This is a genomic window from Streptomyces sp. CNX435, assembly GCF_059570575.1.
The window spans coordinates 107944-120067 of record NZ_JCANTA010000011.1 but is presented as its reverse complement, the minus strand read 5'-3'; the positions used below and the strand labels follow the sequence as shown (position 1 = coordinate 120067).

The following is a 12124-nucleotide window of genomic DNA, read 5'->3' as shown; positions in this document are numbered from 1 at the left end:
CATCGCGGCCGTCGGCCCGTAGCCCGATAACCCATTCCCACCTGCGATGACGCACAAAACTTGAGTCTTCGCGACTCAGCTGAATTGCGCCCGGCGCATCGCCCATGGCACTCTTGAGCCTGACCAGCTCAAGGCAGAGCACCTGAATCCGGAGGATAGACAACATGGCACGTGCGGTCGGCATCGACCTGGGCACGACGAACTCTGTCGTCAGTGTTCTCGAGGGCGGTGAGCCCAGCGTCATCACCAACGCCGAGGGCGCCAGGACCACGCCGTCCGTCGTCGCCTTCGCCAAGAACGGCGAGGTGCTCGTCGGCGAGGTGGCGAAGCGCCAGGCGGTCACCAACGTCGAGCGGACCATCCGGTCGGTCAAGCGCCACATGGGCACCGACTGGAAGCAGCCGATCGACGAGAAGGAGTTCACCCCCCAGCAGATCTCCGCGTTCATCCTGCAGAAGCTGAAGCGGGACGCGGAGGCGTACCTGGGCGAGAAGGTGACCGACGCGGTCATCACCGTCCCGGCGTACTTCAACGACTCCGAGCGCCAGGCGACCAAGGAGGCCGGCGAGATCGCCGGCCTGAACGTCCTGCGCATCGTCAACGAGCCCACCGCCGCGGCCCTCGCGTACGGCATGGAGAAGGAAGACCAGACCATCCTGGTCTTCGACCTCGGCGGCGGCACCTTCGACGTCTCGCTGCTGGAGATCGGCGAGGGCGTCGTGGAGGTCCGGGCCACCAACGGCGACAACCACCTCGGCGGTGACGACTGGGACCAGCGCGTCGTCGACTACCTCGTCAAGCAGTTCCAGAACGGCCACGGCGTCGACCTGGCCAAGGACAAGATGGCGCTGCAGCGCCTCCGCGAGGCCGCCGAGAAGGCGAAGATCGAGCTGTCCTCGTCCACCGAGACGACGATCAACCTGCCGTACATCACCGCGTCCGCCGAGGGCCCGCTGCACCTGGACGAGAAGCTGACCCGGGCGCAGTTCCAGCAGCTGACCCAGGATCTGCTGGAGCGCTGCAAGACGCCGTTCCACAACGTCATCAAGGACGCCCGCATCGAGCTGTCCGAGATCGACCACGTCGTCCTCGTCGGCGGCTCGACCCGCATGCCGGCCGTCGCCGAGCTGGTCAAGGAGCTGACCAGCGGCAAGGAGGCCAACAAGGGCGTCAACCCGGACGAGGTCGTCGCCGTCGGCGCCGCACTCCAGGCCGGCGTGCTCAAGGGCGAGGTCAAGGACGTCCTGCTGCTCGACGTCACCCCGCTGTCCCTCGGCATCGAGACCAAGGGCGGCATCATGACCAAGCTCATCGAGCGCAACACCACGATCCCGACGAAGCGTTCGGAGACCTTCACCACGGCCGAGGACAACCAGCCGTCGGTGCAGATCCAGGTCTTCCAGGGCGAGCGTGAGATCGCCGCGTACAACAAGAAGCTCGGCATGTTCGAGCTGACCGGCCTGCCGCCGGCCCCGCGGAACGTGCCGCAGATCGAGGTCACGTTCGACATCGACGCCAACGGCATCATGCACGTCGCCGCGAAGGACCTCGGCACGGGCAAGGAGCAGAAGATGACCGTCACCGGCGGCTCCGCGCTGCCGAAGGACGACATCGAGCGCATGATGCGCGACGCCGAGCAGTACGCCGAGGAGGACCACAAGCGCCGCGAGGCGGCCGAGACCCGCAACCAGGCGGAGCAGGTCGTCTACACCACCGAGAAGTTCCTCCAGGACAACGAGGACAAGGTGCCCGGCGACGTGAAGTCCGAGGTCGAGGCCGCGGTCGGCGACCTCAAGGAGGCGCTGAAGGGCGAGGACACCGCGGCCATCCGCGAGGCGACCGAGAAGGCCGCGGCCACCAGCCAGAAGCTCGGCCAGGCGCTCTACGCCGACGCCCAGGCGTCCGGCGCCGGCGCCGCCGCGCCCGGCGGCGAGGGCGCGCAGCAGGCGCAGAGCGACGCCCCCGGCGCCGCCGCCGGTGCCGACGACGACGTCGTCGACGCCGAGATCGTGGACGACGACAAGCCTAAGGACGGTGCCGCGTGACGGAGGAGACCCCGGGCTTCGAGGAGAAGCCCGACGTCCCCACCGACGCAGAGACAGCGGAGGCACAGCCGGGCGGCCAGGCCGGCGCGGGCACCTCGCCCGCCGGCGCCCGGCGCGCCGACGGAGCCGGGTCGGGGGCCGCCGGGAACGGGGACGGGAACAGCCCCCTTTCGGGTCGTCTGGACGAGACCCGCAAGGCGCTCGACGAGCGGACGAAGGACCTGCAGCGGCTGCAGGCGGAGTACCAGAACTACCGCCGGCGGGTGGAGCGGGACCGGGTCGCGGTCAAGGAGATCGCGATCGCGAACCTGCTCACCGGGCTGCTGCCGGTGCTCGACGACATCGGGCGGGCCCGGGACCACGAGGAGCTGGTCGGCGGGTTCAAGTCGGTCGCCGAGTCGCTGGAGACCGTCGTGGCCAAGATGGGTCTGATGCAGTTCGGCAAGGAGGGCGAGCCCTTCGACCCGCTGATCCACGAGGCGCTGATGCACAGCTACTCGCCGGAGGTCACCGAGACCACGTGCGTGCAGATTCTGCAGCCGGGGTATCGGATCGGCGAGCGTACGATCCGCCCCGCGCGGGTCGCCGTGGCCGAGCCGCAGCCGGGTGCGACGGTGTCGCAGGGCGATGTCGTGGAGAGAAAGGGCGAGGACTCGGACGAGAAGGAGACCGACGCGGACGACGGCGGGGCGGCGAAGTCCGCCGGCTCCGGTTCCGGTTCCGGTTCCGTGAAGGACGAGACTGCCGGAGGAGAGACGGACAGCGGTGGCCCGGACGAGGGGTGAGGCCGTAGCCGCCGCCGAGGGACGAGAGGAGGGACGCCGGGAGTGAGTACGAAGGACTTCATCGAGAAGGACTACTACAAGGTTCTCGGCGTCCCGAAGGACGCCACCGAGGCCGAGATCAAGAAGGCGTACCGCAAGCTCGCCCGGCAGTACCACCCGGACGCCAACAAGGGCGACGCGGCGGCCGAGGAGCGCTTCAAGGAGGTCTCCGAGGCCAACGACGTGCTCGGCGACCCCAAGCGGCGCAAGGAGTACGACGAGGCGCGCACCCTCTTCGGCAACGGCGGCTTCCGCCCCGGCCCGGGCGCCGGCGGCGGTTCGTTCAACTTCGACCTCGGCGACCTCTTCGGCGGCTCGGGCCCGGGCCCCGGCGGCGCCGGCGGCCAGACGACCACCGGCGGCTTCGGCGGCGGCCTCGGCGACGTCTTCGGCGGGCTGTTCAACCGCGGCGGCGGGCGTACGCAGCCGCGCCGCGGCCAGGACATCGAGTCGGAGGTCACGCTCAGCTTCACCGAGGCCATCGAGGGCGCCACGGTGCCGCTGCGGATGTCGTCGTCGGCCCCCTGCAAGACGTGCGCCGGCACGGGCGACAAGAACGGCTCCCCGCGGGTCTGCCCGACCTGCGTGGGCACCGGTCAGGTCTCCCGCGGCGGCGGTGGCGGCTTCTCGCTGACCGACCCGTGCGTGGACTGCAAGGGCCGCGGGCTCATCGCCCAGGACCCCTGCGACGTCTGCAAGGGCAGTGGCCGCGCCAAGTCGTCCCGCACGATGCAGGTCCGCATCCCCGCGGGGGTGCAGGACGGGCAGCGGATACGGCTCCGCGGCAAGGGCGGCCCGGGCGAGCGCGGCGGGCCGGGCGGCGACCTGTACGTCGTCGTCCACGTCGACGGCCACCCGGTCTTCGGCCGCAAGGGCGACAACCTGCTGGTGACGGTCCCCGTCACCTTCCCGGAGGCGGCCCTCGGCGCGGACATCAAGGTGCCCACGCTCGGCGGCCCGCCGGTCACCCTGAAGCTGCCGCCGGGCACCCCCAACGGACGTACGATGCGCGCCCGCGGCAAGGGCGCCGTCCGCAAGGACGGCACGCGCGGGGACCTGCTCGTCACCGTCGAGGTGACGGTGCCGAAGGAGACGGACGGCTCGGCGCGCGAGTCGCTGGAGTCGTACCGGAAGGCGACCGTGGGTGAGGACCCACGCGCGGAGCTGTTCAAGGCCGCGAAGGGAGCTTGACGACGATGAACGGCAGGAACGGCGGCGGTGCCCGCGGCGCCCGTGGCCGCAACCCGTACGAGCTGACCGAGGAGACGCCGGTCTACGTCATCTCCGTGGCCGCCGAACTCTCGGGCCTGCACCCGCAGACCCTCCGCCAGTACGACCGCCTCGGCCTGGTCTGCCCGGACCGCACGGCCGGGCGCGGCCGGCGGTATTCGGCGCGGGACATCGCGCTGCTGCGGCAGGTGCAGGCGCTGAGCCAGGACGAGGGCGTCAATCTGGCCGGGATCAAGCGGATCATCGAGCTGGAGACGCAGGTCGCGGCGCTGCAGGCGAAGGTGGCGGAGCTGACGGACGCGCTGGACGGCGCGGCGTCGGCGATGGCGCAGCGGGAGGCGCAGGTGCATGCGTCGTACCGGCGGGATCTGGTGCCGTATCAGCAGGTGCAGCAGACGAGTGCGCTGGTGGTGTGGAAGCCGAAGAAGAAGCGGGGCTGAGCCTCGGCTCAGTCGGCGAGGTAGGTGACCTCCACGTGGGGCGGGAGCCCTGCGTGGAGGCTTCTTGCGTGTGTCCGCAGGGAGACTTGGTCCAGTGAGTCGAGCCCGGCGAGCGGAGAGAGGTCGAGCCGGCCGCGGGCCGGCAGGTCGAGTACGAGGCGCCTGAGCCTGGGGAAGAGCCGGGGGAGCGGCGCCAGGTCCTGTACGTAGGCGGGTTGGTCGTCGATCAGCCCGAGGAACCGGACATCCGGCAGTGCGGCACCGGTGGGGGCGACGGACAGCAGGTATGGCCGGGACCGCAGCGCTACGAGCTGAGGGAGCGCGGCCAGCGCCTCCCAGTCGTCCGCGGCGGCCTCGTGCCGCCAGCCCAGGTAGACGTCGGCGAGCTTGGGGTGCTTGGCCAGGGGGTGCAGCCCGGAGGTGTAGGCGGTGAGCAGGTTGAGGGTGGTCAGCTCCGGCAGCGGCGGCAGCGTGTCGAGATCGAGCAGGTGCGTTCGCTCGGGCGACAAGGAAAGGAACTTGAGCCGCGGCAGTGAGGCGAGCAGTTCGCGGGTGCTGTCGGCGAGTCCGTGCACCTCGTCCAGGATGAGGGTGCGCAGAGGCAGTCCGGCGAGGGCTGAGGCGTCGTACAGGCCCATGCACTCGGTGAGCCGCAGTTCGCGAAGCTCGTGCTGGCCGCGCAGGAAGTCCAGGTCTCCCAGCGCGTGCCGGTTGCGGATGATCAGCTTGGCGAGACGGAACGAGGCCAGGGTTTCGCGTAGTTCGAACGGGTCGAGCGGGCCGCCGCGTACCTCGACCAGGGGGCGGCCTCCGAGCCTGCGCAGGGCCTGTAGCTCGGCGTCGGAGGTGACGGTGAAGTACAGATCGTCCGCGTCGAGGCGGGCGATGACCTCGTCGGCGTACTCCTCGGTGTCGAAGCGCTGCCAGGCCCAGGCGAGTTGCCGGCGCACGTCCAGTGAGGGATGGGTGGCGTAGCGGGCAAGGAACGGGATGGCGCGGTCCGAGTCCACGTGGCTGGCGGCAACGGCGATCAGCGGCGCCGCCTCGTCGGCCGCCTCCTCCGGGCCCGGCAGCAGGTCCAGGACAAGCGGCCCGGTCGCGCCCAGTGCACGCGCCTCCATCGTGGTCCTCGGCGGTATCAGTGCCTCCGTCTCCCGCTCCACCGCCTCCCGTACCGCCGGGGCCAGTTCGGCCGCGTGCTCCAGGCAGGCGGTGGCCAGCAGCCGGATGCGTACCCCCTCCACCCCCTCCCGCGCCTGCGCCGCCGCCAGCAGTTCCCGCAGGATCTCCTCCCGCTCCCGCGGGCGGGCCTGCGCCACCGCCATGCGGATGACGTCCTCCCACTGGTCGTCCGCCGCGTGTGCCGCCAGCACGCCGATGTCGCCCTCCTCCACCGCGGCACGCGCCCCCAGGTAGTCCTGGAAGGTGCGGTGGACGAAGTCGACGGCGCCGGGGCCCGGTTCGCGGAGGAGCCCGCTGCGGTCGCGGAAGTGCTCCAGCACGGCCGCCGCGTCGCCGAGGGCGGCGACTTCCGGGACGGCCGGGAGGGCGGCGGCGACGACGCTTTCGGCGCGGTCGCGGTCCAGCTCCGTGCGGCCGTTGCGGATCAGCCAGTACGCGAGGCGCTGCAGCACCTGGAGCTGGGGTTCCTCGCGCAGGTCGGGTACGGCCATGTCGCGTTCGCGGTCGCGGCGGGAGAGCAGCATCGACAGGGCGGCCTCGTACAGCTCCTTGCGCCCGCGCGGGAGGTGGCCGCGGCGGGCGCGGTTGAGCGCGCACATGAGGCCGCACATGAGCGGGTTGGTGGCGAGCCGGCCGAGGTCGGAGGTGTGCCGTACGGCGGCGGTGAGCTGCTGTTCGTACGCCGCCAGCTGGGCGTCGTCCGCGGCCGGGTCGCCGGTGCGTGCGCCGGTGCGTACGGCGGCGTGCCAGCGGGCGATGAAGCGGGCGAGGTCGGCGGGGCGCATGGGGGCGAGGGTCAGCTCGGTGAAGCCGTCGGCGGCGAGCCAGTCCTCGCCGACGGCGGAGGGGCGGGAGGTGACGAGCCAGCGGTTGCCGGGGAAGGCGTCGATGAGGTCGGAGAGCCAGCGGCGGGTGCGGTCGCGCTCGGCGCGGGGGACCTCGTCGATGCCGTCGACGAGGAGCAGGCCGCGGCCGGCGGTGAGCACGCGGTGCTCCCAGCCGTCGGGCTGGGCGCCGGCGAGGGGGGTGCCGGTGGCGGCGAGGAAGTCGCGGGGGGCGGGGAGGCGCTGGCCGTGGCGGGTGAGGGTGCGGAGGGGGAGGACGAAGGGGACGCGGCCGGCGAGGTAGTCCATGCCGTCGTCGGCCCGGGTGTCGGCGCGGGTGGCGGAGAGGGCGAACCACTGCACGAGGGTGGTCTTGCCGGAGCCGGCGGCGCCGCGGAGGAGGACGCGCTCGTGGGTGGCGAGGGCCTGGTCGGCGGGGATGGCGGGGTCGGAGAGGGGGCCGCTGGCGAGAACGCCGGTGTTTACGATCACGACGGGCAAGTGGTCGGCCTCCCCGAATGCGTCACGGATACGAGACACGATCGAGAATTCATCACGCGGAGGCGCCGCCTCCAGGCGCAGGTACGCCACGTCCAGGGGCCACTTCGCGGGCGAGTCGGCGAGGTCGACGCCGTAGATGGTGAGCTTGCCGTGCTTCCTGGCGACGTACGCGAAGTACTCGCGCTCGAAGGCCGCGTCCCGCGCGGCGGGGAGGGGGGTGCGGGCGATGAGGGCGTCGAGGCGGGCGATCTGGTCGGCCTGGCGGCGGGACTGCTCGACGAGGGTGCGGGCGACGAAGGTGGAGCGCTGGCTGAAGTAGTGGAGGATGTGCAGGCAGGCGGTGTCGAGGAGGGCGTCGTGGAAGTAGGCGGCGTCCGCGGAGAGTTCGCGTACGGGATCGCCGCTCCGGGCGGCGGCCCCGCGCAGCTGCCGGGCGAGGGCCTCGGGGCCGAGCTGGACGGCCTGGACGTCGTCGAGGTCGAGGTCGCCGAGGGCGGCGAGGCTGCGGGCGAGCGCGTCGGCGACGGCACTGGCCTCGTCGGCGGCGGGTGTCTCCCGGCCGCTCTCCCCGCCGTCGCGGAGGGCGCGCCGCACGAGGGTCTCCGCGAGCTTCCGTAGACCGTCCTCGTCCAACTCCCGCCGCTCGCCCCGGAACGACACCAGCGCCGCCATCCGCACCGGCCGCCCCACCAGCCCCGCACCGGGCCCCTCGCTGCGGAACAGCCGCCGGACGAGGGGCGCGACGACGGCGGAGGCGAGCCTGACGCCGACGGCTGCGGGTTCCATGCGGCCGACGATATAGCGGGTGGCGAGAGGTCACCGGCGGTGCTCGCCGAAGGGCCGGTACGCGTAGGTATGTACACCCTCATCATCATGAATTTCAGGAAGATGAGGCTGGGTTCGGGTGGAGTTGATACGGACGGTAAGCCAATGTTCTGTTTACGGACGGGGGAGAGGATGCCGAACGTAGTCACGTACGGCCCAGTTGGTCCGGGAGTTCATACAGTGAGGTCTCACGGTTCGGGCAACACGGCGCGAGAAGCTCCACCGGTCGGTCTCGCGCTGCTCTCCGATCGCGAACGGCAGGTGCTGCTCCTGCTCGCCGACGGTCCGACCAACCGCCGGCTGGCGTCGCAGCTGGGGGTGGCGGAGAGAACGGTACGCGCTCATCTGACCAACATCTGCCGCAAGCTGAACGTGGAGTCCCGGGTGCAGGCGGCGCTGGTCGGCGACCGCAACCGGCGGGCGCTGCTGCCGGACGTGGCGGGCGCGGGCCGGGTTGCCGCAAGAGGCAATAGCCGTTGCCCGACGGTTCGTGAATGATGAGGGCGAGTGCCTTCGGGGCCCTGCGGGCGTGACCTGCCAACGTCGTCCGCGGACGCCTGCGGCACCCCTCGGGCGGAGCGCTGGTGTGTTCGCTTCCCGGCTTCATACACACCAGCGGCTCCGTTCCCCGGGCCGCCACCGGCACCTGTCAGCTGTCGTCGACCATGCCGGAGCGGGCGATGAGGTAGCCGAGCTGGGTGCGGCTCTCGCTGCCGAGGGTGGCGGAGAGCTTGGCGATGTGGGCGCGGCAGGTGCGTACGTTCATGCCGAGGCGGCGGGCGATGGCCTCGTCGAGGTGGCCTTCGACGAGGAGGCGGGCGATCTTCAGCTGGACGCCGGTGATGCCCGATGGAGTGTCCCGGTAGGGAACCTGGTGCCCCCACGGGACGGCGATCTGCCAGAACTGTTCGAAGACGCTGACCAGGTACCAGACCAGGCCGGGGTGCCGGATCTCCAGTGCCGTCTCCCGGTCGGGCTGCGCGGGGACGAAGGCGATCCGCCGGTCGATGATGAGAAGTCTCTCCGCGGTCTCCTCCATGGTGCGCACCTCCAGGCCGGTGTCCTTGAGGGCGTCCAGATACGCGAGCGTGGCGGGATGGCGCCGGTAGGTGTGGTTGTACAGAGTCCGCTGGGCGATGCCGCGTTCGTGCAGCTCCCGGACGCGTTCTGCGGTCACGCGAATCTTCTCGGCGGTCCGGTTGGTCCGGCCGCTCGCGGGCTGGATCGCGAGGAACTCTTCGGCGCCTTCGTCGAGAGCGCGCAGCAACGCGGCCTCGATCTGGTCCTTGCCCTTCCAGACCGCGAGCAAGGACGGAGCCGTCTCCTCGGAGGTGAACGCGGTGAGTTGCTCGACTGTGCCCGCCAGAGCCGAGGCGAACCGCCGGTACTCGGACAGCTCCCGCTCCAGCGGGCGGACGAGGTCGGTGACCGCCTCGGACGGCGGGGTGGGTACGAGCCACTGCGGGTCGCCGGGGTCGTGCCTCACGAGACCGGTGTCGATCAGGCAGGGTGCGGAACCGGTGGCCTCGGGGGAGAGCAGGCCCGTGCGTAACGCGGAGGCGTAGAGCTTTCTGCCCACGTCGCAGAGGGCGGTTTCAGGGTGGGGGTGCTCCATGCTGCCAGGTCTCCTTGTGTCTACCGGAGTGGCCGTCAGGTGGCATAAGTGCTCGGAATGAGACAGCGGATGAGGCCGTTTCGTGACACCGCGGGCTCCCGGGGCGGGGCGTGCGCCATCCGTCACGAATCCTCGAGGATGCCGGAGCGGGCGATGAGATAGCCCAGTTGACCGCGGCTGTTGCTGCCCAGTGCCGAAGCGAGTTTGGCTATGTGGGCGCGGCAGGTGCGTACGTTCATGCCGAGTCGGCGGGCGATGTTCTGATCGAGGTGGCCTTCGACGAGGAGTCGGGCGATGCTGCGCTGCACACCGGTGATCCCCTCGTGGGTGGCCTCGGTGTACGCCGCCTCCTCCATGGGTGTGGCCAGCTGCCAGAACTGCTCGAAGGCGCCCACGAGATAGGCGACGACCCCCGGGTGACGGAGCTCCAGGGCGACCTGGCGATCCGGCCGGGCGGGGACGAAGGCCACCTTGCGGTCGACAATGATCATCCGTTCGATGATCTCTTCGAGGGTGCGCACCTTCACCCGTTGTGGCCCGACGAACCGCAGGTACGCCTGTGTGAGCGGCGCTTCCCTGGCCGCGTGCTGATAGAGGGTGCGCATGATGACGCCCCGGTCGATGAGAGGGCGCACGCGGCGCAGCGCCTCGCCCAAGACGCGAGAGCCGCGGGCCGCCTCCGGCTGCACCGTCAGCAGTTCTTCGGCGCAGTCGGTCACCGCTCGGTCCAGTGCCGCGTTGATCGTGCCGATACCCTCCAGGACGGTGACCGCGGCGTCGACGGACGGTTCGGCGCTGATGTCGGTGAACCGGCTGAAGGCCCGCGCGAGTTGCACCGCTTGGCGTTGTCGGTCGCGGATGCCCTGTTCGAGTGTCTGCAGTAGACCGGCCATGGCGTGCCTCGCGGGTACGGGGAGCAGCCTCTCGTCGTCGTCGTGGTCGGGTACCAGCAGCGCCAGGTCGATGAGGCACGGGGCGTCGGCCACGGCCGCGCGGGAGATGCCGCCGTCGCGTACCGCCATGGCGTACAGCTCCCGGCCGGCCGGGCACGGCTCGGCTGGCACGTGCGGGTGTCCGTCGTTCGCCATGGGTGATCAGTCCCGGTCGAGGATGTCCGAGCGGGCGATGAGGTAGCCGAGTTGGGCCCGGCCGTTGCTGCCCAGGACGGTGGCGAGCTTGGCGATGTGGGCGCGGCAGGTGCGTACGTTCATGCCGAGCCGGTCGGCGATGACCTCGTCTACGTGACCCTCGACGAGGAGCTTGGCGATGCTGCGCTGCACGCCCGTGATCCCGTCCTGCTCCGGGGGCCTGTAGTGCACCTCCTCATCGAGCGGGGTGGCGCTCTGCCAGAGGCGGTCGAAGACGCCCGCGAGATACTCGACCAGGCCGGGGATGCGGATCTCCAGCGCGACGTGACGGTTGTACATCACCGGGCGCTCCCGCTGCGCGGGAATGAACGCCACCTTCCTGTCGATGATGATCAACCGGTCGACGAGTTCTTCGAGGGTGCGCAGCTCCATGTGTTCCTCGCCGATGCGTTCCTGGTACGCGAGGAGGCCGTAGCTGTGCCGAGCCGTGTGCTGGTACAGGCTGCGCACCCGCACCCCGCGCTCCACCAGCGGACGGACTCGGGCTATCGCGGTGCTCAGCACCTCCGGAGTGCGGCCGCCCCCGGGTTGTACGGTGAGCAGCTCCTTCTCGCATCCGGCCGTCGCCTGGACGATCGTCGCGTCGATGTTGCTCACCCCGTGCAGTTCGGTCATCGCGCCGGTGGCCGGGGGGCGCTGCTCGCTTATCTCCAGGAACGGAGCGAATGCCTCCGAAAGCGCCAGAGTCTGCTCCCGGCGCTCGAGGATCTCCCGCTCAATGGGGTGTTCGAGCTGCGCCAGCACGGTGGAGGGGGGGACGGGGCGCAGCCACTGGGGATCGTCCAGGTCGGGGTGGAGAAGTGTCAGGTCGATCAGGCACGGTGCGTCGTCGACCTCTGCCCGGGAGACGCGCCCGGCACGCAGGGCCCGGACGTACAGCTCCGCGCCTGTCTCGCACAGATCTGCGTATCCGTGCGAATGCCCAGGTTGGTCACTCTTTCTCACCATTTATCCGTCCCACAGGAAGATGTGATTCAGGAACATGATGCAGTGCGGAGGTGGTGTCTGACCTGTTGGTAGGGCACCTTCTTCAGAGGGAAGCAGAGATGAGGCCGGGACTCCCCATGGGAAAGAAGCTGGTTACGTGGGCTGTCGCCGTGGTCGCAGCGGTTGCGATCGGTGGCGCGGTCGGCTTTCAGCAGGGCGCCGTAGACAGCGACCCTCATTGGGACGGCATATCCGATGAGGCCGCAACAGTCTTTGTCCAACAGGATCCTGTTTGGACGTAAATGACTTAGACATAGGTGAAGGGATGACTTCAGACGACCGCCGAAAGATGGAGAACCAATGGCTCTCCATCGATCTCGCTACGGCGGTTCCCCAACCCGGGGACAGGATGACGGTAGCCCTGCTGGGTGAGCCGATCACCATCCTCCGTGACCGGGGTGGGAGCGTCCGGGCCTTCCGCCGGAGGCCAGGGCGGTATGTACGCTGCGTGGTGCGCTGCGGCGTGATCTTCGTCAATCTTGGCGAAGAGGATCACGTATCCG

At 70.4% G+C, this 12124-nt stretch carries 9 protein-coding genes; 5 read left to right on the top strand and 4 right to left on the bottom strand.

Going from position 1 to position 12124, the window contains the following annotated elements; genetic code table 11:
• The first annotated feature begins 164 nt into the window (after nt 1-164).
• Genes dnaK through T328_RS19635 form a run of 4 tightly spaced genes read left to right on the top strand, consistent with a single transcriptional unit; the run spans nt 165 to nt 4539 of the window.
• Nucleotides 165-2045: a molecular chaperone DnaK gene (gene dnaK / locus T328_RS19650; protein WP_496497395.1), complete on the top strand. Its 1881-nt coding sequence runs from the start codon at nt 165-167 to the stop codon at nt 2043-2045.
• Complete coding sequence (grpE, locus tag T328_RS19645) at nt 2042-2830, top strand: nucleotide exchange factor GrpE (RefSeq protein ID WP_496497394.1); 789 nt, start codon at nt 2042-2044, stop codon at nt 2828-2830. Before dnaK ends, grpE begins: the two co-directional genes overlap by 4 nt.
• Nucleotides 2831-2872: 42 nt before the next feature.
• Nucleotides 2873-4060: a molecular chaperone DnaJ gene (gene dnaJ, locus T328_RS19640; RefSeq protein WP_496497393.1), complete on the top strand. Its 1188-nt coding sequence runs from the start codon at nt 2873-2875 to the stop codon at nt 4058-4060.
• Nucleotides 4061-4065: 5 nt separating this feature from the next.
• Nucleotides 4066-4539 (top strand): heat shock protein transcriptional repressor HspR, encoded by a 474-nt coding sequence (locus tag T328_RS19635; RefSeq protein ID WP_496497392.1) that lies wholly within the window; start codon nt 4066-4068, stop codon nt 4537-4539.
• Between the two features lie 8 nt (nt 4540-4547).
• Here the strand turns inward: T328_RS19635 and T328_RS19630 are convergent, their stop codons facing one another.
• Nucleotides 4548-7832: an NACHT domain-containing protein gene (locus T328_RS19630; protein ID WP_496497391.1), complete on the bottom strand. Its 3285-nt coding sequence runs from the start codon at nt 7830-7832 to the stop codon at nt 4548-4550.
• 69 nt (nt 7833-7901) lie between these two features.
• On the opposite strand from T328_RS19630, the gene T328_RS19625 reads away from it, so the two are divergent.
• Nucleotides 7902-8369, top strand: a complete 468-nt coding sequence (locus tag T328_RS19625) for a helix-turn-helix domain-containing protein (RefSeq protein WP_496497390.1) — start codon at nt 7902-7904, stop codon at nt 8367-8369.
• 151 nt (nt 8370-8520) lie between these two features.
• On the opposite strand, the gene T328_RS19620 is transcribed toward T328_RS19625, so the two are convergent.
• The 3 genes from T328_RS19620 to T328_RS19610 all read right to left on the bottom strand — a co-directional run bounded on the left by T328_RS19620 (nt 8521) and on the right by T328_RS19610 (nt 11582).
• On the bottom strand, nt 8521-9486 hold the full coding sequence (locus T328_RS19620) for a helix-turn-helix transcriptional regulator (RefSeq protein ID WP_496497389.1): 966 nt from the start codon (nt 9484-9486) through the stop codon (nt 8521-8523).
• A gap of 122 nt (nt 9487-9608) precedes the next feature.
• Nucleotides 9609-10574: a helix-turn-helix transcriptional regulator gene (locus T328_RS19615; protein WP_496497388.1), complete on the bottom strand. Its 966-nt coding sequence runs from the start codon at nt 10572-10574 to the stop codon at nt 9609-9611.
• 6 nt (nt 10575-10580) lie between these two features.
• Nucleotides 10581-11582: a hypothetical protein gene (locus T328_RS19610; RefSeq protein ID WP_496497387.1), complete on the bottom strand. Its 1002-nt coding sequence runs from the start codon at nt 11580-11582 to the stop codon at nt 10581-10583.
• Between the last annotated feature and the right edge of the window lie 542 nt (nt 11583-12124).